Annotated in this window: 25 protein-coding genes and 1 tRNA gene; 13 read left to right on the plus strand and 13 right to left on the minus strand. The window is 39.5% G+C overall.

Annotated features, from left to right (window positions below; genetic code table 11):
* Positions 1–166: 166 nt before the first annotated feature.
* Positions 167–2155, minus strand: coding sequence for a transketolase (gene tkt, locus A7P55_RS17575; protein ID WP_171553103.1), 1989 nt, complete (start codon positions 2153–2155; stop codon positions 167–169).
* Between the two features lie 383 nt (positions 2156–2538).
* Here tkt and metK point away from each other — a divergent pair, with 383 nt between their 5' ends.
* Complete coding sequence (gene metK, locus A7P55_RS17580) at positions 2539–3705, plus strand: methionine adenosyltransferase (RefSeq protein ID WP_004653111.1); 1167 nt, start codon at positions 2539–2541, stop codon at positions 3703–3705.
* 59 nt (positions 3706–3764) lie between these two features.
* Here the strand turns inward: metK and A7P55_RS17585 are convergent, their stop codons facing one another.
* The gene (locus A7P55_RS17585; protein ID WP_004807761.1) at positions 3765–4022 is read right to left on the minus strand and encodes a hypothetical protein; all 258 of its coding nucleotides are present in this window, start codon (positions 4020–4022) and stop codon (positions 3765–3767) included.
* Between the two features lie 241 nt (positions 4023–4263).
* Between A7P55_RS17585 and A7P55_RS17590 the strand changes: the two genes are divergently transcribed.
* On the plus strand, positions 4264–4449 hold the full coding sequence (locus tag A7P55_RS17590; RefSeq protein WP_171553104.1) for a hypothetical protein: 186 nt from the start codon (positions 4264–4266) through the stop codon (positions 4447–4449).
* A gap of 46 nt (positions 4450–4495) precedes the next feature.
* Here A7P55_RS17590 and A7P55_RS17595 read toward each other — a convergent pair whose 3' ends face one another.
* From A7P55_RS17595 to A7P55_RS17630, 8 genes are all read right to left on the minus strand, one after another.
* Positions 4496–5059, minus strand: coding sequence for an FxsA family protein (locus tag A7P55_RS17595; RefSeq protein WP_171553105.1), 564 nt, complete (start codon positions 5057–5059; stop codon positions 4496–4498).
* 186 nt (positions 5060–5245) lie between these two features.
* Entirely contained in the window at positions 5246–5680 is a 435-nt protein-coding gene (locus A7P55_RS17600; RefSeq protein ID WP_171553106.1) for a DUF333 domain-containing protein, read from the minus strand.
* Between the two features lie 168 nt (positions 5681–5848).
* Positions 5849–6010 carry a hypothetical protein gene (locus A7P55_RS17605; protein WP_016163432.1) on the minus strand — a complete coding sequence of 54 codons (162 nt, stop codon included), beginning with the start codon at positions 6008–6010 and terminating at the stop codon, positions 5849–5851.
* 167 nt (positions 6011–6177) lie between these two features.
* Positions 6178–7596, minus strand: coding sequence for an FAD-binding oxidoreductase (locus tag A7P55_RS17610; protein ID WP_171553107.1), 1419 nt, complete (start codon positions 7594–7596; stop codon positions 6178–6180).
* A 600-nt stretch (positions 7597–8196) separates the two neighbouring features.
* Positions 8197–8409 carry a cold-shock protein gene (locus A7P55_RS17615; protein WP_004807774.1) on the minus strand — a complete coding sequence of 71 codons (213 nt, stop codon included), beginning with the start codon at positions 8407–8409 and terminating at the stop codon, positions 8197–8199.
* A gap of 458 nt (positions 8410–8867) precedes the next feature.
* Positions 8868–9077, minus strand: a complete 210-nt coding sequence (locus A7P55_RS17620) for a cold-shock protein (RefSeq protein ID WP_004653101.1) — start codon at positions 9075–9077, stop codon at positions 8868–8870.
* Between the two features lie 110 nt (positions 9078–9187).
* On the minus strand, positions 9188–9421 hold the full coding sequence (locus A7P55_RS17625; RefSeq protein ID WP_004807776.1) for a hypothetical protein: 234 nt from the start codon (positions 9419–9421) through the stop codon (positions 9188–9190).
* Positions 9422–9606: 185 nt separating this feature from the next.
* A tRNA-Met gene (locus A7P55_RS17630) sits at positions 9607–9683 on the minus strand.
* Between the two features lie 297 nt (positions 9684–9980).
* On the opposite strand from A7P55_RS17630, the gene ruvC reads away from it, so the two are divergent.
* Positions 9981–10526 carry a crossover junction endodeoxyribonuclease RuvC gene (gene ruvC / locus A7P55_RS17635; protein ID WP_004807778.1) on the plus strand — a complete coding sequence of 182 codons (546 nt, stop codon included), beginning with the start codon at positions 9981–9983 and terminating at the stop codon, positions 10524–10526.
* Here ruvC and A7P55_RS17640 read toward each other — a convergent pair.
* A complete protein-coding gene (locus A7P55_RS17640) occupies positions 10523–12016 on the minus strand; it encodes an NAD(P)H-hydrate dehydratase (RefSeq protein ID WP_171553108.1) in 1494 nt (497 codons plus the stop codon). The two genes, ruvC and A7P55_RS17640, sit on opposite strands and share 4 nt — an antisense overlap.
* A gap of 23 nt (positions 12017–12039) precedes the next feature.
* Here A7P55_RS17640 and queG point away from each other — a divergent pair, with 23 nt between their 5' ends.
* Both queG and bioB read left to right on the plus strand, forming a co-directional pair.
* Positions 12040–13164 (plus strand): tRNA epoxyqueuosine(34) reductase QueG, encoded by a 1125-nt coding sequence (gene queG / locus A7P55_RS17645; RefSeq protein ID WP_171553292.1) that lies wholly within the window; start codon positions 12040–12042, stop codon positions 13162–13164.
* A 91-nt stretch (positions 13165–13255) separates the two neighbouring features.
* On the plus strand, positions 13256–14245 hold the full coding sequence (gene bioB / locus A7P55_RS17650; RefSeq protein WP_004807782.1) for a biotin synthase BioB: 990 nt from the start codon (positions 13256–13258) through the stop codon (positions 14243–14245).
* Positions 14246–14287: 42 nt separating this feature from the next.
* Here bioB and A7P55_RS17655 read toward each other — a convergent pair whose 3' ends face one another.
* Together A7P55_RS17655 and A7P55_RS17660 are read right to left on the minus strand one after the other, a co-directional pair.
* Positions 14288–14500 (minus strand): hypothetical protein, encoded by a 213-nt coding sequence (locus A7P55_RS17655; protein WP_171553109.1) that lies wholly within the window; start codon positions 14498–14500, stop codon positions 14288–14290.
* 130 nt (positions 14501–14630) lie between these two features.
* Positions 14631–14978 (minus strand): hypothetical protein, encoded by a 348-nt coding sequence (locus tag A7P55_RS17660; protein ID WP_004807786.1) that lies wholly within the window; start codon positions 14976–14978, stop codon positions 14631–14633.
* 490 nt (positions 14979–15468) lie between these two features.
* Between A7P55_RS17660 and A7P55_RS17665 the strand changes: the two genes are divergently transcribed.
* From A7P55_RS17665 to A7P55_RS17700, 8 genes are all read left to right on the plus strand, one after another.
* On the plus strand, positions 15469–16002 hold the full coding sequence (locus tag A7P55_RS17665; RefSeq protein ID WP_171553110.1) for a fimbrial protein: 534 nt from the start codon (positions 15469–15471) through the stop codon (positions 16000–16002).
* Between the two features lie 79 nt (positions 16003–16081).
* The gene (locus A7P55_RS17670; RefSeq protein WP_171553111.1) at positions 16082–16816 is read left to right on the plus strand and encodes a fimbria/pilus periplasmic chaperone; all 735 of its coding nucleotides are present in this window, start codon (positions 16082–16084) and stop codon (positions 16814–16816) included.
* Positions 16817–16876: 60 nt separating this feature from the next.
* Positions 16877–19453, plus strand: coding sequence for a fimbria/pilus outer membrane usher protein (locus A7P55_RS17675; RefSeq protein WP_171553293.1), 2577 nt, complete (start codon positions 16877–16879; stop codon positions 19451–19453).
* Positions 19450–20460 (plus strand): fimbrial protein, encoded by a 1011-nt coding sequence (locus tag A7P55_RS17680; RefSeq protein WP_171553112.1) that lies wholly within the window; start codon positions 19450–19452, stop codon positions 20458–20460. The genes A7P55_RS17675 and A7P55_RS17680 overlap by 4 nt, the downstream gene beginning before the upstream one ends.
* Before the next feature lie 160 nt (positions 20461–20620).
* Positions 20621–21520, plus strand: a complete 900-nt coding sequence (locus A7P55_RS17685; RefSeq protein WP_171553113.1) for a DUF4882 family protein — start codon at positions 20621–20623, stop codon at positions 21518–21520.
* A gap of 359 nt (positions 21521–21879) precedes the next feature.
* The gene (locus A7P55_RS17690) at positions 21880–22173 is read left to right on the plus strand and encodes a type 1 fimbrial protein (RefSeq protein WP_171553114.1); all 294 of its coding nucleotides are present in this window, start codon (positions 21880–21882) and stop codon (positions 22171–22173) included.
* A 319-nt stretch (positions 22174–22492) separates the two neighbouring features.
* Positions 22493–25519, plus strand: a complete 3027-nt coding sequence (locus A7P55_RS17695; RefSeq protein WP_171553115.1) for a LodA/GoxA family CTQ-dependent oxidase — start codon at positions 22493–22495, stop codon at positions 25517–25519.
* Complete coding sequence (locus A7P55_RS17700; protein ID WP_171553116.1) at positions 25520–26626, plus strand: FAD-dependent monooxygenase; 1107 nt, start codon at positions 25520–25522, stop codon at positions 26624–26626.
* Positions 26627–26641 lie beyond the last annotated feature (15 nt).

Here is a 26641-nt window from a genome sequence, read left to right on the forward strand (position 1 = left end):
TCTTTTAATTTTCAATAAAGTACCAGTAATCGGCTATATCATTATCTGTTTCATTTTTTGGGTCAATATAATGAATATGTATTCCTCGTTCATATTTATATTCCATTTAATCATCATAAAAAAAAGCGCCCTTAATCAGGACGCTTTTTTATACTACTTAATTCAATTAAGCAGTCAATTCTTTAACCGCAGCAACAACCGCTTCAGTGGTAATACCGAAGAATTGGAACAAGTCTTTTGCTGGTGCAGATTCGCCGTAAGTGGTCATACCGATCACTTTGCCGTCTAAACCAACAAACTTCCACCAGTAATCCACATGAGCCGCTTCTACCGCTACACGCGCACGGATATGCGCTGGTAACACCGCTTCACGATATGCAGCATCTTGCTTCATAAACTCTTCAGCACATGGCATAGACACTACACGCACACCTTCAAGCTGTGCATATGCTTCCATTGCCAACGAAACTTCTGAACCTGTTGCAATGATGATTGCCTTCAATTCACCTTTTTCTTCAGCAAGTACATAACCACCTTTTGCAGCGTTTTGAATTTGAGCTTCATTACGTGCTTGGAATGGTAAGTTTTGACGAGAGAAAATAAGTGCAGATGGACCATCTTTACGTTGAAGAGCAGATTTCCAAGAAATTGCAGCTTCAACTGTGTCGCATGGGCGCCATGTATTTAGGTTCGGTGTACCACGTAAAGATGCAATTTGTTCGATTGGTTGATGCGTAGGGCCATCTTCACCTAAACCGATCGAGTCATGCGTGTACACATGAATCACACGTTGCTTCATTAATGCAGACATACGTACTGCATTACGTGCATATTCCATAAACATCAAGAATGTTGCAACGTAAGGAACGAAACCACCGTGTAAAGCCACACCATTCGCAATTGCAGTCATACCGAATTCACGAACACCGTAATACACGTAGTTACCCGCTGGGTTTTCTTGTACGCCTTGGCAACCTTTCCAAAGTGTTAAGTTAGAACCAGCTAAGTCAGCAGAACCACCTAATAATTCAGGAAGTAATGGACCGAATGCCTGTAAGGTATTTTGGCTTGCTTTACGTGTTGCAATAGTTTCTGCTTTTGCATTCGTTTCAGCAATAAATGCATCTGCTTGCGCAGCAAATTCAGCAGGTAAATCACCATTGATGCGACGTAATAACTCAGCTGCTTCAGTCGGATATTTTGCTTGGTATTGAGCAAACAATTCATTCCAAGCTGCTTCAGACGTTTGACCTTTTGCTTTTGCATCCCAAGCTGCATAAACATCTTCAGGGATAACAAATGAATCTTCTTTCCAGCCTAATGCTTCACGGGTTAAAACGATTTCGTCTTTACCCAATGGCGCACCGTGGCAATCTTCTTTACCTTGTTTATTTGGTGAACCTAAACCAATAATCGTTTTACAGATGATGATGGTTGGTTTATTAGTTTCAGCTTTCGCTTCCACAGTCGCTTGACGGATTGCATCAGCATCATGACCGTCTACACGAAGGACTTGCCAACCATAAGCTTTGAAACGTTGTTCAGTATCATCACTGAACCAACCTTCAACTTCACCATCAATTGAAATACCATTGTCGTCGTAGTAGGCAACCAACTTACCTAGACCCAAAGTACCTGCAAGTGAACATACTTCGTGAGAAATACCTTCCATCAAGCAGCCATCACCTAAGAAACAGTAAGTGAAGTGATCAACAACATTTAAGCCGTCTTTGTTGAACTGAGCTGCTAAAGTTTTTTCAGCTAATGCAAAACCAACTGCATTTGCAATACCCTGACCTAATGGGCCAGTTGTTGTTTCAATACCAGGCGCATAGCCATATTCTGGGTGACCTGGTGTTTTAGAATGTAATTGACGGAATTGTTTTAAATCTTCAATAGATAACTCATAACCACTCAAATGCAATAATGCATATTGCAACATTGAGCCATGACCATTTGACAATACGAAACGGTCACGGTTCGCCCATTGTGGGTTCGTCGGGTTATGATTTAAAAATTCACGCCAAACAACATCAGCGATATCTGCCATCCCCATTGGTGCACCTGGATGCCCTGAGTTTGCTTGTTGCACAGCATCCATTGCCAAGACACGAATTGCGTTTGCAATACGACGTTCATTTAAAGGGGTTGTCATAAGTCAGAATCCGATTAAATCAAATAAGATGAGAGAAGATGAGAAATCATCTTTCAAAAACTGAGACTATTGTCTTAAAAAAACGCCAGTGGGTAAAGTGCAATACACGATATTTCTTATTTTTCCCGCATTCATTTGGCATTATCTGTGTAAATGTTCAAGTGATAAACAGAACACTCAAAGCTCAACTAAAAATTTAAACAGCAAATTACAGATTTATTCATATAAAAAGACATTAATATCAGTTTCGCTGATACACATATCAATAAAAACATAATGAAAATGAAATAAATTCATGCTTTTTAGTCAGCTTGTGCTAGTCCTCTGCGTCAAGTCGATGTAACATACTCTGTCTTTTTGAAAATACCAATGATAGGACGTTCATGCGCGAGTATGCTGTTTTTACTTCAGAATCTGTAAGCGAAGGTCATCCAGACAAAATGGCTGACCAAATTAGCGATGCAATTTTAGATGCAATCCTAAAAGAAGACCCGTATGCGCGTGTCGCTTGTGAAACATTAGTAAAAACAGGTGCGGTTGTTCTTGCTGGTGAAATCACAACAACAGCAAATGTGGACTTTGAAGCGATTGTACGTCAAACCGTAAATGGTATTGGCTATCACCATTCCGATTTAGGTTTTGATGGTTCTACCTGTGCCGTCATCAACATGATCGGTAAACAATCTCCTGAGATTGCACAAGGTGTTGACCGCCAAAAGCCAGAAGATCAAGGTGCTGGCGACCAAGGTTTAATGTTTGGTTATGCAAGCCGTGAGACTGATGTTCTCATGCCTGCTCCTATCTCTTATGCGCACCGTTTAATGGAGCGTCAAGCAGAATTACGCCGTTCTGGTACATTACCGTGGTTACGCCCAGATGCGAAAAGCCAAGTGACATTTGCTTATGAAAATGGCAAACCTGTTCGTTTAGATGCAGTTGTATTATCAACACAACACGACCCTGAAATCTCTCAAATTCAGCTTAAAGAAGCGATTATTGAAGAGATCGTTAAGCCGATCATCCCTGCTGAAATGTTCCATGCAGGCACTAAGTTCCATATCAACCCAACAGGTATGTTTGTAATTGGCGGTCCTGTAGGTGATTGTGGTTTAACAGGCCGTAAGATTATTGTAGATACTTATGGCGGTATGGCACGTCATGGTGGTGGTGCTTTCTCTGGTAAAGACCCATCGAAAGTTGACCGTTCTGCTGCTTATGCTGGTCGTTACGTAGCTAAAAACATTGTTGCTGCAGGTTTAGCAGATAAATGTGAAATCCAAGTGAGTTATGCAATCGGTGTTGCAGAGCCAACGTCGATCTCTATTAATACGTTCAATACTGGTAAAGTATCAGATGAGTTGATTATTCAACTCGTACGTGAACACTTTGACTTACGCCCATATGGCATTACACGTATGCTCAACCTGATTCAACCGATGTATAAGCAAACTGCAGCTTATGGTCACTTTGGCCGCGAAGGTTCAGACTCTGCCTTTACTTGGGAAAAAACAGATAAAGTTGAAATTCTTAAAGATGCAGCTGGATTGTAATCCATACTGCTCTTCTATAAAAAAGCTCGCAAATGCGAGCTTTTTTATTTACCCCAAAATTATTTAGCAGAATCTGTATTATCTTGTTTAAACATCTCAAATAGTGAATTGCTTTGAACGGGCTGATCTTCTTGATGATGTTGCGTATACAAATGCGCAAGCTTAATAACAACGACAACGGCTAGACATGCCGCAACACAGAACATCCATAGACCATACGGACTACGGATATGATGAGAGCCACAATGCGGACACTCTTTATCAGTTGATGCAACAACCTTGTCACAACATGCACAATGATATTGATATAACATCATTAATTCCTCCTACCACTTATTTTTTATTTTCTTTTTACAACAATTTCAAATGTCGCACTTTTATCCTATGAAAAAAAAACTGAGAATTCAATCTAGTTTTCTGACCGATTCATTCAAATTAACAATTTTTTATGACAATTTGATTAGAATTTCGATTTTAAACAAATCTTTAAGTTCTTAATATTATTTTGATCTTTCACATAATTTGATAAAATAATCTTTTGAAACTTTGGAATACATCATGACCGAATTAATTAATAAAGGTGGATTTCGAGAACGTGCAAATCGTAGCCGTAAATACAAACAGTCAGAAAATGAGATAACAACCCTTCAACCAAGCCACTATCAGCCACAAAACAAAGAAACCGATCTGCCAACTACTCCAGAATCAGCTCAGAATCCACAACAACAAAAAGATAAGACATAAAAAAGCACACGCTATTGGTGTGCCTTTTTATCTACATAAAACTGAATCAGTTCACGTCTTTAAACTCAATTTTCTTTTGATCAGGTTTTACTTCACGCGCTTCGCCATCAATAATGGTTGAGTCTCGATATTGACCACCACCTTGCTGATTTTGCATGTCCTGCATTTGGCGCATTAGATCAGCAAATGGATTCTGTCCTGCAGCACCACCAGCGCCCATACCTCCCATCATTTTATCCATCATGGCTTGCTGACGTTTGGCCATCGTTTTCATCAAGGCATTACGAAAAGCTGTTTGAACAGGTGGAATTAAAACCAACACTGCCAATACATCAGAAATTAAACCGGGAACCATCAATAGAAAACCAGACATCGCCAGTGCTAATTTCTTGGTGACTGCTGGATCACTGCCTAATTGGCCTGTCATCTGCATTTGCTGCAATTGAGGCATGATGCTCGATGTACTTGAACGAACCATATTCAAGCCAATGAAGAATGCGATAATGAACCAGAAAAAGACATACCACATACTTCCAACGAGGTCACCCACGCCAATCCAAACTAAAACTTCGGCAATTGTGCCAAATACCACGATAAGAAGTAGATTCATGTCAAATCTCGAAAATTAAAACCTTGTGCAATCTTGAAGAATCAATCCTGACACAACAAATAAAATAAACTCAATAAACTAATTGATGGGTACATTTCTCAATTTATCAAGTCTGATATGATAGCTTGTATAAAAAAGCTCCCAATTAAATTTGATCTAATTGAGAGCCTCAATAATTTCTATCGATTAGCCACAAGTCGCTTGGATAATCTTCTTAGACTGCGGATCAATCGTTACTGTTACACGATTTTCACGATAATCCATAGTGACAGGCTGATTTGGTCCCACACTACGAACAATCTCAGACTTGGTTTTTTGTTTGATTTGATTTTCGCTTAATCCAGACTGACCAATTAACTTTGTCGCTTCATCAGCGATACATTTAGGTTGGCTTGCGCGGAACAACTCCCACTCTTCAATAACTTGCCCATTTGGTAACTTACAGTATCCAACCTGACCATTGGCTTCATTTCGAATCTCCAACTGACCACCTTGCTCTACGCAATATTTGCTTGCAGGGTTTGCCATACCAATTTTTGGTGGGGTCATATCTTTATTTGGTGTTGCTGAACACGCTGCCAATGAGGCTACAATTGCACCTAAGAGTAAGATCTTTTTCATAATTTGAATTCTGATAAAGTGAAAAGGCAAAGATAACAAAATAATGTAGATTATTATGTCTATGATTTGAAACAAAAAGAACTTAGGTAAACAAGTATGGACTGACTGCATAAGGATGTAGCCCATACTTTTTCATTCATAAACTTATCCAATAGAATAAAGATACGCTTATTGAATAATGATGTATTCCAACCGAATAGCCTGATCAATCAAGTAATGCTCTTTGATGATATAAAAGTAAGGTCGTGTATCCACCCACTCATCCATTGCCATAATAGCTTGTGTATACCCCGTTACCGCTGAAAAATCTTTAACTTGTATAATATCCATGGACTTCATCCTTTTTTATTTAGCCTAACATATTATATTTATTCATATATAGAACAAATTGAAGTCGAATAAGTCATTTATACACCTCTCATCTTTCAAGCTTAAGAAACATAAAAAATGTCTCACAGAGTGGAGACATTTTTATTAGAAATGAAGAAAAGCAAATATTAAAACGATACCATTTTCCCTGGATTCAACATTCCTGTAACGCCGTACCAGCCTTTAGACATAGGAATCGCCAACGGTGCCAATAAACGTCCAAAGAGGATATCGTTATGCTGAATTTTAGTGAGCATTGCATAATCGGTATTCTTACCCGAAAAATCATCTGCAATTGCTTTACCTATACGGACGGTTTGCGCCACACCATGCCCACTCCAACCATGTACTGCATAAATTGGATACTTATTTCCAAACTTACGGCTATCTGTCGCGCCATTCACGGTCAGGTCACTGACCCCACTCCAACAGAAATCCATCTCTACATTCTCCAACTGAGGGAAAACTTTGTGAATTCGCCCAAGTAAGTACTGATTCATCTTAGCGGCAGACCAACTGGTTCCTGTTCCTTGCCCACCGAACAGTAAACGGTTTTTGGAGACGCCACGATAGTAATCAATCTGTAATTGCGTATCGTAGACAGGATGATCTTGTGGTAATAATTCAGTAATTGGCATGTCTAATGGCGCCGTAACTGCGATATAGGTATGAAATGGAATTGCTGTTTGTTTCTTTTCAGGAAGTAACTTAAATGCATTATGGTGCACCGCAATCACCACACTTTTACGTGCTTTAATCACTCCCGATGCCGTCTGCACATAAACTCCATCTGCTTGCTCAGTGATCGACAACACTTCCGTTTGTTCAAACACCCGCCCGCCATTCTGGCAGAAGCCATGTGCCAAAGCGCGGTTAAGTGCCAATGGGTGAATATGGCCACCCAAGTTATCAACCAAACCACCTTTATACAGGTTGGACTTGATCAACTCTTTTAACTCATACTCACCCACCACTTTCGTGTGATCCTCACCCAAATACTTCCGAGCATCTGCACCTTGAGTCAAGGCAATCAAATGCCCCTCATGTACAGCCGCGGTAATATGTCCACGTTTACGTGCCAAATTTACAGCATACTTTTCAGCAATTTGATCAATTAAAGACATTGCTTCCGTAGAGGTAAAATGCCAAAGTTTTTTAGCATCTTCATAACTAAAGCGCTTAATCATCTCCTCGGCTTCCCAACGGGCTAAGCCTGGCGTGAGCTGCCCGCCATTTCGACCTGACGCTGCGGAACCAATGCGATTCTTTTCAACCAGAATCGTATCAACACCCTGCTCAGCCAAATGCAATGCTGTTGAAGCACCTAACAATCCACCACCGATCACAACAACATCACACTCTTGATCTGCTGATAAAGCATCAAAACAATGCCAGTCCTCTAAAGAACTCTCATAATAGTTTGCAGGATGCTCAAACTGCCCTTGCTTTGGGTTGACCCAACTCCATTCATTAGAATTTTTATATGCTTTACTTTCTTTAAAAACAACATCATCGAAATGCGCTGGTTTCTTTATATCACCAAACATTCTAAATTCACCTAAAACAATTTTTTACCGATTAATGCAAGTAGCTTATCGCAGAAAAATTGAGTAACAAAACCAGAATCTTTCAATAATTTTGATAGGTATATAAGTAGCCGTATATTCCATCAATATACTCAGATTATGAAACCAATTAAATTTAATGTACCCAGATCTTCTGCGTATCAACGATAAAATGAGGTGATTCAATAAAAATCAGCAATTGAAATTAAAAAAGCACCCGAAGGTGCTTTTCTCTCTTATAGACTAGTTGCAATCAATACTACAAAGCTGAATAACAACGTACCTAAAGATCTCTTGCAATGTACATGAACTTCTTGCTCAAACCCTTGAGCATACGGCTCCAAGTTTTCCATAACTTTAACGCTCATTAAATGTACTACACTTATTAATTTGCCTAACAAATCAATAGAAATAAATTAGCAAAAAGTCGTATATCTCGCTAGTGCAATTTTTCAACCAAATGGTGAATTTATGACAAAAATCGACACTTAATACAAAATAATTTTAAAAAAGAGCGTGCTTTACATCAAGACATAAAAAAAGCCCACCAAAGTGAGCTTTTTTTAATTATCGCGCTTAGTTTTAAGCAACGACAGTAATACCACTTGCTTGAGGGCCTTTTTTACCTTCAGTAATTGTAAAAGACACACGTTGACCTTCATGTAGCACTTTGAAACCACTGCTTTGGATTTCGCTGAAATGAGCAAAAACGTCTTGTCCAGAGTCTGCATGAATAAAGCCAAAACCCTTAGTTTCGTTGAACCACTTAACTGTACCAGTCACAGTATTAGACATATATTTAAACCTATTTTAAAAAATTTGGGGCGCTTAGCAGCGAGCAACTTGGAATCATAAACTCTGAGAGGAAATCTGATAAAACGAAAGGTTTATCTACAACTATATGAGATGCAAGATTTTCTGAATCAACAGCGTTATTCTTCTAGTTAGCTTTTACTATACACGACTTTACATTTTTCACGCAATCTCTATCTATCGATCCCACGTTCTACGTCTTTTTTCCGCACGCTATTCAGGACTAAGAATAAATAGAAAATAATTTTTTTATTTAATTTTTAGACACTTAAATCTAAATATTTTCATCTAAATTCTAAATTATGATTTTTATATAAATTTTTAACATATTATTTCATTTTCTTTTACTCTCAAATATTCGCTATTTCACTCAGTTCAAATTATTTGAGCCACAAAAAAAGCCCACTGTTGTGAGCTTTTTTTTCACTGGTCTAAAGTAATTAGATAACAGTAATTAGAGTTGCTTGTGGGCCTTTTTTACCTTGACCAAGAACAAACGAAACACGTTGGCCTTCATTCAATACTTTGAAGCCCTTGCTTTGGATTTCGCTGAAATGAGCAAAAACATCTTCGCCAGAGTCAGCTTGAATAAAACCAAAACCTTTAGTTTCGTTGAACCACTTAACAGTACCAGTAACTGTATCAGACATACCTTTAAACCTTTTAAACTTTGTTCATTTATGAATTAAATCAAAATTTTTACATCATGATTTAATACAATCTATCCTTATTGAATAGATACTACAAGTATGTGAACCATTTATGTCAATCGATAAAGTTGATTAACATCCGTATAAAAGCTTTTCCCGTCCAAATTAAAGTCAATTTCTTGACCTGATTCCAACAGGATCTTCTTCCCTACTTCCACCCATTTAAAACCATTCAGCGTATTTTGCTGACGCTTTAAAGGGATGATTCTCACACAAATTTCATTGCCATTGCTGGCTTTGGCTACACGCCATTCATTAATAATTTTCAACACAAAATCACTCATTTCTGAGCTCAAGTGATCGATTTTGATTTACTATAACACTAGATAGATGAGAGAGGATAGCTACATTTCTAGAATCTAATAATTTTTAGCTTTATTTAGGGTTATTTCAGCTAACTTTATTACTGTCTATTCTTTTTAGACAGTAACCTTAAATACATCACAGAGCATAACTAATTTAATTCGGTTGGTAGCGGGAGCTGGATTTGAACCAACGACCTTCGGGTTATGAGCCCGACGAGCTACCAGACTGCTCCATCCCGCACCGACGAGTTAGCTTTATACGCACATCTTACCCACAATGCAAATTATTTTTATAAAAATCGCTTAATTTATCAATTAATGTCTAAATTACACACAAAGCGATCAAAACTCACTCTTATTCAATGTGCCTAAGTTAAACTTGCAAATGAGTTCTAAATTTTCAGAAATTGAATAAATCAACCAAGATTCGTTCAATAAAACAACTATTTCCTTATAATTCAAAATTCTACAAAAATATTATGCAGTAAAAAGCCCATTATGTAACAATATCATCACCCTTTCATTTATATAGTGCTTCATGTCATTAATTATTGGTATTGACCCTGGTTCACGCTTAACAGGTTATGGAATTATCGAAAAAGATGGCAATAAGCTGCGGTTTGTTGATGCAGGAACCATTCGTACTGAAACACAAGAAATGCCTGAACGTTTGAAACGTATTTTTGCGGGTGTCGAACGTATCGTTAAATTTCATGGTCCAACAGAAGCAGCAGTCGAACAAGTGTTCATGGCACAAAACCCCGATTCAGCTCTTAAGCTCGGTCAGGCCCGAGGCGCGGCAATTGCCGCACTGGTGAATCTAGATTTACAAGTCGCAGAATACACAGCACGTCAAATCAAGCAGTCTGTTGTCGGTTACGGCGCAGCAGAAAAAGAACAAGTACAGCTCATGGTGATGCGTTTGCTTAATTTAACCATCCAACCTCAAGCAGATGCAGCAGATGCGCTTGCCGCTGCAATTTGTCATGCTCATGCGTCAGGTAGTATGAGTAAAATGGCTGTACTCAATGCCTTAGGCGGTATGGCACGCGGTCGTAGCCGTTCCAGTAGCAGACGCCGTTAAATCTTTTGATTCACGACTTTATATATCATTTTTCCCATGTCATGCGCTTGTAATCCCCTCATACCCTTTTCAGCCAGCAAATCACCTGCCTGTGCATGTAGGCTGACGATCTCATGCAAAGCAATCTTTTGATGAAATTGAGCTTTTAAACTGGCAATCATACCTGCCAATACATCGCCCATACCTCCTGTGCCCATTCCGGCATTACCCTGTGTACAAATAAATAATTGTTCTTCTAAAATTAAACTACCCGCGCCTTTTAACACCCATTGCCCTGCATATTTTTGCTTTAACTGTTGAATGGCAGCGATACGGTCTTGTTCTATATCCGCAGCAGTCCCCCCCAAGAGTGTTGCTGCCTCCCCTGAATGTGGCGTTGCATAGAGATGCTGGTTTAATTGTTGCGGATGCTTGGCCAGAAACCACAAACCATCTGCATCAAGTACAACCTCTAAATGTGAGTTTTGCTTGAGTAAATCAAACCATTGCAAATATATCTGCTCTGCCCATTCATCTCGACCTAAGCCCATACCAAAACAGACGGCATTCACTTGGGTTAATAGCTGTTGAATGGCTTCCTGATCTAAGGCGTTAATGTCTCGCACCATAATATTCGGTGAACGTGCCAAAATGGCTTGATGATGTTTGGCATGACAAATCACACTGACTTTGCCTGCCCCTGCATGAAACGCCGCTTCAGCCGCCATGATGACGGCACCGCCCATGTCTGCATGACCGCCGACAACAAGCACATACCCATAACTGCCTTTGTGACCAAAGGCTTGACGCTTGGGTAAAACGATTCTTTCGGGCGACAAATAAGCAAGTGGTTTTAATTCTTGGTCAGCTGGAATCAAACTTAGCAAATGTAGTTTTCCCACATATTCCTTAGCTTGCCCCGTAAACAAACCTGCTTTGTAAGCCAGAATTGTAAAGGTTTGATCGGCTTGCACCGCACAAGGCAAAGCTTGTCCTGTGTTGGCCTGCAACCCACTTGGAATATCGATTGAGACTTTTAAGCCTGTTTGCTCATTATACAGCTGGATAATCTCTTGCCATTTTGGATCTAGCATTCGATCGAGGCCAATGCCGAATAAAGCATCAATATGACAATCAAAAGTGGGAATTTCTTGATGAACTGCTTTTTCTGACAATAGATAATCAATACTTTGAATATCGACTTGATAAGACTGTGCATCATCTGCGGCTTGTTTTAAATCCGCTGATTGTCCGCGTTCTGTTGCAAACACAGTGATACTAAATCCCTGTTGCTTTAGAAACGCAGCAATATAATAGCCATCGCCAGCATTATTGCCTTGCCCACACCAAACTGCGATCTTTTGAATTTTATTTTGCTGAAATTGTTGACTTAATTGTTGTGTAATTGTCCAAGCCGCTTGCTGCATGAGTCCCAAAGATGAGTTTTGCTGAGCAAACCAACGTTGCTCCCATGCTTGGATACTTCGGCTATGGTAAACTACAGCTTGCATGTTTTTCTCCTTATTATCGTTTTATGGCTTCAAGCACATCATCTCAAATACAGTCTCAGAAAACGCCTGATAAAATCAAGTTACAACAGCTTGACCCGCAAGCGTTAAAAGACTGGATCAAAGTACAGGCTTTAGACTTGGGCTTTGCTGATTGTGTCATTGCCAAACCAGATGCTCAAGATCAAATGCCACGTTTTAAGGAATATTTAGAACGTGGTTATCATGCAGATATGCACTATTTAGAAGAAAACTTAGAAAAGCGTGCTGATCCGACCTTGCTCGTTCCTGGTACAAAAAGCATTATTTGTGTGCGCATGAACTATCTTGTCGCATCACCCAAGCCCCGTTATGTACCATTTGAACCAAATTCTGCCATTATTGCGCGTTATGCGCGTGGCCGTGACTATCATAAAGTCATGCGTGGACGTCTTAAAACCTTAGCGACTCGTATTAAAGAAAAAGTTGGCGATTTTGAATCACGCCCCTTTGCTGATTCCGCCCCTATTTTTGAAAAATCGCTGGCTGAAAGTGCAGGTATGGGATGGACCGGTAAACATACCTTATTAATTCATAAAAAATCAGGTTCTTTTTTTGTGTTGGGCGAACTGTTTACTTCACTTGATCTGCCATTTGATCAACCTGCTAGCGCACATTGTGGTTCATGTACAGCCTGTATCGACATTTGCCCCACGCAGGCAATTGTTGAACCCTACATGTTAGATGCCAGAAAGTGTATTGCCTATTTAACCATTGAATATAAAGGAATCATTCCAGAGGAGTTACGCTCAGGTATCGGCAACCGCATTTTTGGCTGTGATGATTGTCAATTGATTTGCCCTTGGAATAGCTTTGCTAAAAAGGCTTCAATTCCAGACTTTGATCCAAGACATAACTTAGATGACATCAGCTTATTAGAGATTTGGCAATGGGATGAGGCAACATTCTTAGCCAATACAGAAGGTAGCCCAATCCGCCGTACAGGCTACCAATCCTTTAAGCGTAATATTGCAATCGGCCTAGGAAATGCTCCATACTCAGCCGAGATCGTGACGCAATTGCAAGATGCAAAAATTGCGCACGATGAGGTCGTCAATGTACATATTGATTGGGCAATTCAACAGCAATTGCAGCAAATAAAAGTACACTGAATAGAAAAATGATGTTTTTTGCCCTTTGGCTTTGGCACGATTTCTGTATGATGAATCTCAATGTCTGTAATCAATCATCATGGATATAACAATGACTTTACGTAATGACTGGACTCGTGATGAAATCCAAGCTTTATATGACCAACCTTTTCTAGACTTAGTATTTCAAGCACAAGGCGTTCATCGTCAGCATTTCCAAGCAAATGCGATTCAGGTCAGCACGCTACTTTCAATCAAAACAGGTAAATGCCCTGAAGACTGTAAGTATTGCTCACAATCTGCTCGTTATGACTCTAAGTTAGAAGCAGAAAAGCGTATTGCCGTTGATAAAGTTATTCGTGAAGCACTTGCAGCAAAAGAATCTGGTTCATCGCGTTTCTGTATGGGCGCTGCTTGGCGCAATCCGCATGAGCGTGATATGCCTTACGTGCTTGAAATGGTGCGTGAAGTGAAAGCATTGGGCTTAGAAACCTGTATGACTTTAGGTATGCTGAACCAATCTCAAGCGGAACGCTTAAAAGATGCAGGTCTAGACTATTACAACCACAACCTAGACACCTCTCGTGAATATTATTCACATATCATTAGCACACGTACTTTTGACGACCGCTTGGATACTTTAGATCATGTGCGTCAAGCCGGTATGAAAGTATGTAGTGGTGGTATTGTTGGCTTAGGCGAAAGCCGTAATGACCGCATTGGTTTATTACATGAACTTGCGACTATGCCAGTACATCCTGAATCTGTGCCAATTAACATGCTGGTTCCAATTGAAGGCACACCTTTGGCTGATGTTGAAAAACTTGATGTGACTGAATGGATTCGTACCATTGCTGTCGCACGTATTATCATGCCACACAGTTATGTTCGTCTCTCTGCTGGTCGGGAATCATTAAGTGATTCTGACCAAGCGCTTGCCTTTATGGCGGGTGCAAACTCTCTCTTCTCTGGTGAAAAATTACTTACGACGCCAAATGCGGGTGAAGGCAAAGATCAGGTTCTATTTGCTAAATTAGGTTTAACTGCGGAAAAACCGAAACCAACGGTTGCAGAACTCTCTGTCGATGCCATGAGTGCATAAACAAAAAGCCTTGTCATTTGACAAGGCTTTTTTTAGATATGATTAAATTGATGTCACCAAAATGCCGTATTTGGCATTTAAAAACATTCCAACACGGATGATATCAACACCGGCTGCATGGGTTACTGACAATTCTTGGCTATGCACATCAAAATGAAATGAATCAAAAATATCTTGATGTTGCATTAACCAAGCAATCGTATCAGCAACACTTTCATCAACAGTATATGTTTCTGATTTAAAGTCCTTACTCATAACACTATGTTATCTTCACCTGATCTTTCCATCATAACGGATAGATCAGGTTCGTGCAGCTTGTTAAAAAAACACTTAGTAAAGGACATTACTCACCAAGTGTATTAACTGGAAAAATTTTTTGAATTGCTTAAGCCGCTTGTGGACTCAGAATATTTTGGCCCGCCTTTAAGCTTGCAACTGCTTTGGCATTAAATTCTAAAGTCAGCACATGATTGTCTAAATGAACATGATAAGACTGAATCAATGACTGCTGGCCCTCATCTGTTTCAAGCACATATTCATCTGCAATATTTAAAATACCTTCTAAATTGGTTGTACTAGAGGCACGATCATGACTGAATAAATCATAGATCGTCTGCAGATTAAAGCTAGTTTGCTGTTCCGTAGCATGGCTTTTTAAATAACTTTCTAGGAATAAAACAAACTTGTGTGCGAAGAAATAGTAGTTTGGTTTGTGGGTATAAAGCATGTTCATTGAAAGCTCCTTTACGGTGTTTTTTTCATCTAATCATGACTAAAAAACTAAGGATTGAACCTTAAAAAATTCTTAAAAGAACTTTGAGCTTTTTGTTAATAAGCCTAATAATCACACTAAAAACTTGATTATTCATCTAAATTATTTTTTTATTTTCTACAATCCAGATCACAAAAAAAATGTGGATTAATTTATTTTTGGTCAAAAAATAATCAACCAGGCCTTTTTTATGAAAGGAAAAAACAATCAGTATTAAGTAATATTAAACAAACAGGCTAAAAAAGCTGTTTTTACCAGAAATAAAAATACCTTATATCAATAACTTATTTATGATCGGAATTTTAGATCGAAACATATCAAGTAAATGTGATGCAGTTTGCATTTTACAAACCTAGTGATATATATTTCGCACATTACTTGTTCAGCGCAAAAATCCAACTGAGAAGTAATTTTAATTCAAACTTTTAGCCGATGTGTTCGAGAAATTATTATGAAAAAACTTGCTTTGATCGCTGCTCTTTCAGTTGTAGGTATTGCTAACGCTCAAGCTGCAGACGGAACGATTACAATTAATGGTCTAGTAACAGACCAAACATGTAAAATTGTTACACCTGCTGGAAAAGACTTTACCGTAACGCTTCCAACAGTATCAAGACAAACTCTTGCAAACAGTGGTGACGTTGCTGGTCGTACACCATTCCAAATCAAACTTGATGAATGTTCAAAAGGTAAGGTTGCAACTTACTTTGAACCTGGTGCAACTGTAGATTTCAATACAGGTCGTTTACTAAACCAAAATGCTGGTGGCGCTAAAAACGTTGACGTACAATTATTAGGTAGCAACAACCAAGTAATTCCAGTACTTGCAGCGGGTAGCAATGGCGCTCAAACTAACTCTCAATGGGTTGACGTTGTAGAAGGTGGTAGTGCTGACCTTAACTACTATGCTGAATATTATGCAACTGGCGCATCTACTGCTGGTGAAGTAAATACTTCAGTTCAGTACACTATTATTTATCAATAATCTTTGATAAATGGTGCGAATTTCTGGGTATCTAGAAATTCGCAGTTGCACACTTCACGCAATCATAGAGTAAATTTAAATGGTACTGAACGGTTACAATTTTTTGCTTGGTTTAACGATGTCATCGGCTTTAATCGCAAGTCAAACACATGCAGAAATAATTTTGCATGGTACTCGCGTTATTTATCCATCTGATGCTCGTGAAGTAACTTTGCAAGTCAGTAACAATGGTTCTAAACCATCGCTTGTTCAAGCATGGATTGATGAAGGTGACGCTAAAAGTACGCCCGATCAGTCTAAAGTTCCGTTTATGATTACGCCCCCTATTTCGCGTGTTGATCCAACCAAGAGTCAATCGCTTCGTATTACGGCATTGCCAAATGCAGCCCAATTAAATCAAAAACAAGAAACAGTTTTTTGGTTGAATGTTTTGGATATTCCACCAAGACCAACAGCAAACAGTAAAGATGCTGTTCCTGATAATTTTTTACAGCTTGCGATCCGTTCACGTATCAAATTTTTCTATCGCCCAGCCAGCATTAAAACTGATGCCAATCTTGCCGGTGAAAAATTGCAATGGGCTCAAAGCGGGCAAACGTTAATTGTAAAAAATCCAACGCCGTTTCACGTCACCATGACTGCAGTGTACCAACAAAATGCAGGAAAGTCAGTTGACCTACTGCCTAAAGGTCTAATGCTCTCGCCCTTTTCAGAGGACAAAATCCAATTGAAAACTGGGAGTACTGAGAAGTTGAGCTATGTAAGCATCAACGATTACGGTGGTCGTATCGAACATCAGATCAAGCTTCAATAACAAACAACTTTATTTTAAATCAATAAATGATTTTGTACCTATCATTGAATAGGCGAACGGATTATGTCAAAGAAAAATGCAACAGCTAAATTCTTGAAGCGTCGTATATGTTATTACCTTACTTCTGGGGTAATCACGGTGACGATGCCTATGGCTGTTTATGCAGTAGAACAGACAGCAGAACAAGTCCCACCAATGGAAGCAGAATTTGACTCTGTTTTCTTAATCGGTGATGCACAAAAAGTAGATATTTCTCGTTTTAAATATGGCAACCCCGTTTTACCTGGCGAATATAACGTTGACGTTTATATCAATGGTAACTGGTTTGGTAAAAGAAGAATGATGTTCCGTTCAACTGAACAAAATAAAAATGCCTTTACCTGTTTCACTTCAAGCTCATTACTTGAATATGGTGTAAAACAAGATGTTCTTGTGAATCGTACTGAATCTGCTGCGCCGAATGCCTGCTATAAAATCGAAGAGTGGATCGAAAACGCTTATTATGATTTTGATACTTCACGCCTGCGTGTCGATATCTCCATTCCACAAATTGTATTACAAAAAAATGCACAAGGTTATGTTGATCCGAGTATTTGGGATCGTGGTGTCAATGCTGGTTTTTTATCTTATAACGGTAGTGCCTATAAAACCTTTAACCGTTTAAATGACAATAAAGAAACTACCAATGCTTTTATGGCGATTACGGCGGGTGCCAATATTGCTGGCTGGCAGTTTCGTCATAATGGTCAATGGCAATGGCAAGACAATGTTCAAAACGAATTAGGTTTAGACACTAAAAAGAAATCGAATTACGAATCGACAAGCACCTATTTACAGCGCGCTTTTCCTCAGTATCGAGGTGTTTTAACCTTAGGTGATAGTTTTACCAATGGTGAATTATTTGATTCATTTGGTTATCGTGGCTTAGATTTCTCAAGCGATGACCGTATGCTGCCGAATAGTATGCTCGGCTATGCACCCCGTATTCGCGGTAATGCAAAAACCAACGCTAAAGTAGAAGTTCGTCAACAAGGTCAGTTGATTTATCAAACCACGGTTGCACCGGGTAGCTTTGAAATTAATGACCTTTACCCTACTGGTTTTGGTGGTGAACTTGAAGTTTCGATTATCGAATCTAATGGTGAAATACAAAAACTCGCGGTTCCTTATGCATCTGTCGTGCAAATGCTTCGTCCTGGTCTAAGCCGTTACTCTGTCACAGCGGGTGAATTTCGTGATCGTGATATTGATCTAACGCCTTGGGTAACACAGGGTAAATATCAACGTGGTCTTAATAACTATTTGACGGGTTATACAGGCTTCCAATTAGCTGAGGACTACAGTGCATTGCTATTAGGTGCAGCCGTAGCAACACCAATTGGTGCGGTATCATTTGACATTACCCAGTCTAATACTGAATTTGACAAGCAAGGTTCACAATCAGGACAAAGTTTCCGCCTCAGTTATAGCAAACTGATTTCTCCGACCAATACCAACTTAACCTTGGCGGCCTATCGTTATTCGACTGAAAACTATTATAAGTTACGTGATGCTCTGCTCATTCGCGATCTTGAAGATAAAGGTGTAAATACCTTTGCCGTGGGTAAACAGCGCAGTGAATTTCAAATCACCTTAAACCAAGGTTTACCTGAGGGTTGGGGTAATGTTTATATGGTTGGATCTTGGAATGATTATTGGAACCGTAATGAGACCAGCCGTCAGTATCAAATTGGTTATAGCAATAATTATCAGGGTCTGACCTACGGACTTTCTGCAACTAATCGTCAGATCGAATACGGTTCCAATAATCAAACCCGCGATACAGAATATTTAATGACCCTCTCTTTCCCAATGAACTTCAGAAAGAGCTCAGCTAACGTCAATGCAACCGTATCTGAAAACAGCCGTACAGTCGGTATGAGCGGAATGGTGAGCGATCGCTTCAACTATGGAGTATCTGTATCTCACCAAGATAGACAGAACCCAAGCTTCAACGTTAACAGTCGCTATCGTACCAACTTTGCAACGGTGGGTAGTTCTTATAGTATTGCTGACACATATCAACAAGCGATGCTCAGTGTCAGCGGTAGCATTGTTGCACATGATAAAGGCATCCTATTTGGTCCAGAACAAGGGCAAACCATGGTCCTGGTGTATGCACCAGACGCTGCAGGTGCAAAAGTCAACAACACCGTTGGTCTCAGTGTAAATAAATCTGGTTATGCTGTGATTCCTTATGTAACACCATACCGTTTAAATGACATCACACTTGACCCACAAGAAATGTCGACCAATGTTGAATTAGAAGAAACTAGCCAACGTATTGCTCCTTTTGCTGGTGCGATTGCTAAAGTTGATTTCTCAACCAAGAAAGGCTATGCCATCTACATCAACACCAAAACAGCAGCGGGTGAAAGCTTACCATTCGCAGCACAAGTATTTAATACTAAAGATGAATCTGTTGGTATCGTGGCGCAAGGCAGCATGGTGTATTTACGTACGCAAGAGCCAAAAGGTGATTTGTATGTAAAATGGGGCGATGAAGCCAATGAGCAGTGCCACTTCAGTTATGATGTAACAGCACAAATTTCTAACGCTCAAGCAAGCATGATCATGACTGAGGCCGTATGCAAATGAAAAAATTACTCTTAAATAGTGTTTTGCTTACCGCAAGCCTTGGTATTTATAGCGAAGCCAATGCAGCTTGTCGGATCTCTAACTATGCACCTAATGATGTAAAAATGTCAGTTGGGCGAGTTGTAGTTCGCCCGAGTGATGAAGTCGGAAAAATCCTACGCAAAGCGACTTTTGCAATCACCTCTTCAGGTACAACCGCATATAATTGTGATCGATATGATCGCGTAGTTGCAGAACTGAATCAAGGATATCCCCTAAGCCCACAGGGAAATAATATCTATTCAACCAATATCCAAGGCATTGGCATTCGGCTCTATCGTGAGGCTGAGAATAGTAGTAATTTCTCTGGATATTATCCTTATGAACGTAGCGGGATCTCTGGGACTCGATATTTAGCTTCTGGTTATTTCGTTGTTGAAATTGTTAAAACAGCGGAACAAACGGGTTCAGGTGCCTTGGTTCCTGGTCAATACAGTAGTTATTATGTGCGTGGCTATCCTCATCAGCCTTTTTTAACCAGTACTGTACTTGCTAATGCAATTACCATTGCATCATCTTCTTGTGAGCTGCAAGGCAATATTAATAAAGTGGTTCAACTACCTACGGTGACGAAATCAGGTTTTAGTGGTATTGGTTCGACGCAAGGCGAACAAACCTTTGACTTAAACATCTTGTGTAATGGCGGTAAAAATCCAACAGGATATGAAGAAAAGAACCAGATCAGTTTAGATTTTGATTTTCCACAAGATGGTACCAACAACCAAGTCATGGCCAATACGGCACCAAACTCAACTAAGGCTAATGGTGTTGGCGTTCAGCTACTTTGGAAATACCAAAGTAAAAATCAAGTGATCCGCAAAGGTGACAAATTGGATGTAGGTACAGTCAACTCAAATCAAACTGTACAATACAATATTCCGCTGTCTGCTCGCTATTATCAAACAGCAACCAATGTCACTGCGGGTACAGTCCGTGCAATGGCAACCGTAACCATTCAATACGATTAAACTTTTTATAAGACCTCTTCCCAAACGAGAGGTCTTTTTTTTATAAAATTCAAAATAAAATACACCTAAACTATTAATTTTTTTTAAAATTTATTTATTAAAAAGTCGCATTTCTTATTTTTGATAATAAGCCGTGAAAAATAAACCAGAGGAACAATCAATGAAAAAACTCAGCATATTGGCACTTAGCCTAGCCCTACTCGGCTGTGGTGAAAATCAGAATAGTTCGCAAAACAATACCAGTACTCAACCAACAGCTGCATCATCTACCAGCTTTAGTTTACGTAGTTCTAGCCAACCACAAACGTGCCAATATAATTTCGATGCAACTCAGCAAGATTATGATACTTGGAACCTTCAAAATCCAGGATATACCCCCGTCACGCAATTTCCTGAAATCAATGGTCAAAAGTTCGGTTTCATCGTGAGCTCTGCACCTATAGATGAAGATGCATATGCTTACTATGTGGCTACAAGTAAAGCTCAACTTAACTCAACCAATGAAAATGGTGATTTCCCCCTCCCCAAAACAGGAATTATCGCATTTGAAATGCAACTAAAAATTCCAACACCACCACCTACAGGTGATTCTTCTTATACCTCTTCATTTTTAATTACAGGGGTCACAAATAACGGTTATGCAATTCGGTCAAATTTCGGCTTTCAGTCTGGTACATATGATCCAGACTTTGGAGAAAACCCACCTGATTTAAGCTACTCTCTGAGATATCAACTTAGTGATGGTACTGGACCTACGACAGTTGACTATTACCAGAATACCAAAGTGACTACTTATACAAATAATTATCAACGCTTAGGTATCTATATTAATCAACTAACAAAACAGGTCGGATTTATCTTTAATGGCATTGATCAAGGCTATCAATCTACCTTACCTGCAGCACTTGAAAATCTTAGTTTTAACATTGATAGTGGAGTCTCGATATATTCTAATCATTTAGATGGGCAAGAACTATCATCTGAAATGATCACTGACCGCAACGCACTGCAATTCAGCTACCCTCAAGGTACAACAGACATCTGTGGCAATGTAATTTAGTCTGGATTAGTGTCACAAAAGCCTAATCGTTGATTAGGCTTTTTTCTTGCCCAAAATAGCAATCAGATAATTTCCCCGTAACAATGATATACCTAAGTTCCATATTTGAATTTTAAAATATGTTACAGCGACCATATAATGTATACCAGACAGGTCAGGGTTTTTAAATTCGCATTAAAACAAAAATGTGTGACACAATTAACAAATTAAAATAAACATATTAATTATCAATTTAAAAGCAAAATTTTAAATACATCACACTTTAAATAACTATTTAATCAATATTTAATTTTAATATTGCCTTAATAATAATACTTATGTTAATTAATACTTAATACATCTTATAAAAGGCAATAAACATGTATAACAATATCTATAAATCTGCCCTACTTTTATCATTAATGGCATTTGCTTCGGTGGGTTATTCTGCAAGCACAATCCAAATGAATGGAAGTATTGTAGAGGATACTTGCTCTCAGCAGCATAACAATAGTGACTGTCAGCAGTTGAATCAAATCAGAGATAAGATTGATTCTCAATCAATTTCCCTCAGTGACTTAAGTACTCACACACAAAAGAATACAACCACTGACATTAGCTTCGAACAGCTACCAGATCAAAAGAATGCTGTTATTATTGCAAGTTACTACTAGTTAATAAATTAGATATTAATATGTGAACTAATTAACATTTAAATTAATGGTTCACATTGTTCAAAATTATAAAACCCAACTAAAAAATACTCAGATTTATTTAGATTTCATTAAAACAATATTATTTCCAACAAAAAACTCCCACTGTTTAGTTTTGATAAAATATTTTCAATAAGAAAAACTTAAAGACTATTTAATTAAAAACAGTCGATCAAATTATTTTATTTATTCCATTGCATACATATTGACCACCTACAATATTTTCTATACTTTCATAAACGATGAAAATAAAAACACTTTAAAATAATAAGGACAAAAAATGGATCACTTAAAATCAGATTCACCCAACAATACGCCATGTGTCGATTGCACAAAAGACCCTATTGAATCTCTGAAAGCCATGTTTGTGGACATGGTCCAAGCTGGAAGAATTGGTAAAGGTCAATGTCCTGCCATGCGACCAGTATTTTTGAAACCTCATGGGATCGCTGCTGCTGAGTTCATTATCCGTGATGATTTACCCGAGAAGCTCCGTGTCGGCTTATTTTCCAATCTGGGTAAACGTTATCCTACTTGGATTCGCTTTTCATCAGATACAACCCCAACAAATACGGATTTCAAATCTACCCTTGGTATCGGGGTCAAACTATTTGATGTTGAGGGAACCAAAATACTCGGTAACCCTGATGCGAGTACCTTTGATTTCCTGATGCAGAATTTTGATGCTTTTTTTGTAGACACTGCAAAAGATATGTGTGAATTTACCAAAGCTGGTGTGGTCGATGGTGATTATGATCCTTATCTAAAAGCTCATCCGAAAACGTCAGAGTTATTGGATGCGATGGCAAAACCTGTTGCCAGTGTTTTAGCTTCTGCTTACTGGAGTGGTTTACCCTTTCAATTTGGTCCAAATGAATATGTAAAATATAAATTAGAACCGGTTTTTTATCTTGACCCACCGAACCATTCGCCTAATGACCCTTCTTATTTAGCCAACGACTTAATCTCAAGATTAAAAGTCTCTGAAGCACGATTCCGTTTCATGATCCAACTCAGAACAGATCCTGAACGTATGCCATTAGACGAAGCAACTGTCGTTTGGCCAGAAGATTTAAGCCCACCTATTCACGTCGCCGACATCATCATACCCATTCAAGATATTTCAGCTCGAGGGCAAGCCGAATACGGTGAAAACTTAGCAATGAATATTTGGCGCGTCACCGCTGAACACGCCCCTGTCGGTTCGATTGCAGATGCTAGACGCGTTGTTTACGCAGCCTCAGCAGAGTTACGCCGCAATGTAAACGGTGTGCCTCTAGGTGAACCTGACACTCCTCGCCCTGTTATTTCCCCAGCAGCGTGTATGGATACCAAGATCGTTCGTGCAGCAATCCATCCTGCAATTGGGGTCGCTCGCGTAGGTGACAGTGAAAATGAGTTTTTTATCGGACCAGAGCTTGTCGATGCTCCAACAGACCTAACCCAGCAGCCCAATAGCTATCGAGATAAGACTGGTGCAATCAAAAGGCAAGCAGCTCGATTCCGTATCTATGGCTACAATGCTGCTGGTGACGTAGTCCGTGAGCTGAATCCTGACAATGCTGATATTGTCTGGACGGTCCATGTTGCCAACCGTAAAGCTGAATGGTATCAATTTCAGTATGCACTGGACATACCAGAAGCCGTCAATGCTCCTGATAATGCGTTCACGCTACGTAATCCCAAAGTCAAACCAGCCAATCGACATAAATTAGCCATAGATCCAGGTCCACGCAGTATTTTTGGTCGTAATGTTTCGGGTGGTGCTGAACATCGTTTTGATACGGGAACTTTCCAAGCGGCAGCGGAACACGCTGTGACTGTACCTTTAGGTGAAATTCAAACAGATGAAAATGGACACTTATTATTCTTAGGTGGGCATGGTAAATCGGCATCTCCAACCCATGCCCCTGTTTATGATCCTGACCATCCGCCAAGCTTTAATAATGCTGATGATTGGTATGATGACACATCCGATGGCCCAGTCACTGCAACAGTTTCCATAAATGGAATCGCGATACCCGTTGAATCTGCGTGGGTTGTTGTTGCTCCACCCAACTATGCGCCAGATGTCGTGAGCTGGCGAACTATGTACGATCTTATGTGCGATGTCTACGTCAATGCAGGTTGGATGGTGATGTCAGAAAAACCATCCTTTACAAAAGACATTTGGCCACTCCTGAAACGTCTGGGCGGTTTACAGTGGGTAAATAAAGGTTTTGCAGCCTACTTTGGCAAAGGCTGCCCAATGGATTTTAATAACCCTGCACTGCTGGCTAAACTTTCATTCCAATCAAAGAATAAAAATTTAGCTGATCCATATAGTGAATTACGCCGTGCCATCTTGCATAGTTTCAGACCATCCCAACCTAGCGTAGCTGAACCAGTACAGTGGCCACATATTTGGCCTTGGATATATGGCGATGCGTTTGGAAGCTTTCCAGAAAATGGGCCTGGCAATATGCTGACGATGACGGGTTTACAAGAAGGCCTACTCCGAAACTGGGTGGACGGAAATTTTATCGATGATTGGTCTAATGAAGAAATTAAACCTCCTTCATCTTTAGATCAAGTTCCATTACAAGATCAACCTCATACATTAGATCAGGCGGCCTTGCATTATTGTCTTGCCGATACCTTCCATCCTGGTTGTGAAATGACGTGGCCGATGCGTCATGCCAGTATGTATAGTTCACCATTCAGAATCAGATTACGTGCATCTACAAATCCCGAACCAGACTATGGCTCAACAATGACACCAATCAAAGTTCAGCAAGTTGATGGCCCCTTATATGCTCAAGTCGCAGGCAGTATTACTCGCTGGATGGCAGTCCCATGGCAAGGAGATACTGCATTCTGCCGATCTGGGTACGATCCAGATTTCGATCCCTATCTTCCAACATTTTGGGCAGCCCGTGTTCCAAACCACGTTCTCACAGAACAAGACTATCAAAAAGTTATCAATCCTGAGCTGCCGAGAGAGGAACGTATCGCCGCCTTTAATCAACGTCACAGTTGGCTACGTGCAATCCAGAATGCAAATACTGCCGAAGTAATGAAGCGTATGATTGCTCAATTTAATGAACTGGGTATTGTTGAAGTCCGTGCAGGTGTAAAAGACGATCCAGATATTCCTGAATATATCTATGTTGAAACACTGATTGCTGGTCAATTAAAAACGGCTGCCGAACATGCAACCAACTTATTAGAAAGTAAGGTGGAACCACTTAGCGACTTAGAAAAAGCAGGCTGGGCTAGTCATGAACAGTTATTGGCATTCCGCTCGGTCCGTGTACAAAAACGCTAAATGGATAACTTAAATGTAGATGTCTGTATAGCAGGTTGCGGGCCAGCTGGACTTATCGCTGCAAGACAACTTGCTTTGGCTGGGTTATCGGTGTGCACCATTGATAACCCAAGCCATAAAGTACATAAATTTGGTGAAACACTCCCCGGATCGGCAATTCGCTTATTAACCAAACTCGGCCTTCAATCAATCGTTGAACGTTTACAAACCGAGCAACATGCCAATGGCTACTACTCACCTCGTGTCGGTGGGAATATGTCTTTTTGGGGAAGCGAGTCCCCCATCATTTCTGATGCTCTACATGATCCCTATGGGTTTGGGCTTCGGATTGATCGGCAAAAATTCGATATGCTTTTAGCGCAGCATGCTCATGTTGAGGGAACAATACAATTTAGTGCAAATATTTTGGATTTAAAAAAAGATCGCAATATATGGAACATTCAATTGGAATGTGGCAACTCCATTACAACAAAATGGATCGTTGATGCAACAGGCCGCAGCGCCAAAATCATCCGTCTACTCGGTATTCAGCGCCATCGTGGTGTACCATTGGTTGCGCTTTATCGAACATTTAAACCTGAGAAAAGTATTTCACTCAGTAAAACCATCATTTCATCACATAAAAATGGGTGGTTATATGCAGGGAAAATTTCAGAACAAAAATGGGTTCTTGGTTATCACACAATTCCCAAAACTGCAGCAGCACTTCACAACTATCCTATACACTGGGATGAAATAATTAAAACCAATACGATCATACCTGAGCTTTTTGGTGAATTAGAATTTGGAAAAAATATCTGTTGTCATGATGTACGTAGTGTTTGGTTAAAACAGGGTTTGGGGGAAGGCTGGATTGCTTGCGGTGATGCATTATTGGCATTTGATCCAATCGCAGGGCAAGGTTTGTTTAATGCAATTTATACAGCAATGAAAGCCGCAGAAACGATTGTACAATATGATCAACATAAGGATGCTCATCAACACTATTTAGCAGAAACTCATAAAATTATTAAAATCTATGAGAATCGAAGATATTCATTATATAAGCAAGAACAAAGATGGTTGAATAGTCCATTTTGGAAAGCACATCAAATGACCATTGGCTAAGCTAGACCAAACAGA

Source organism: Acinetobacter sp. Ac_5812 (assembly GCF_013072695.1).
Taxonomy (GTDB): Bacteria; Pseudomonadota; Gammaproteobacteria; order Pseudomonadales; family Moraxellaceae; genus Acinetobacter.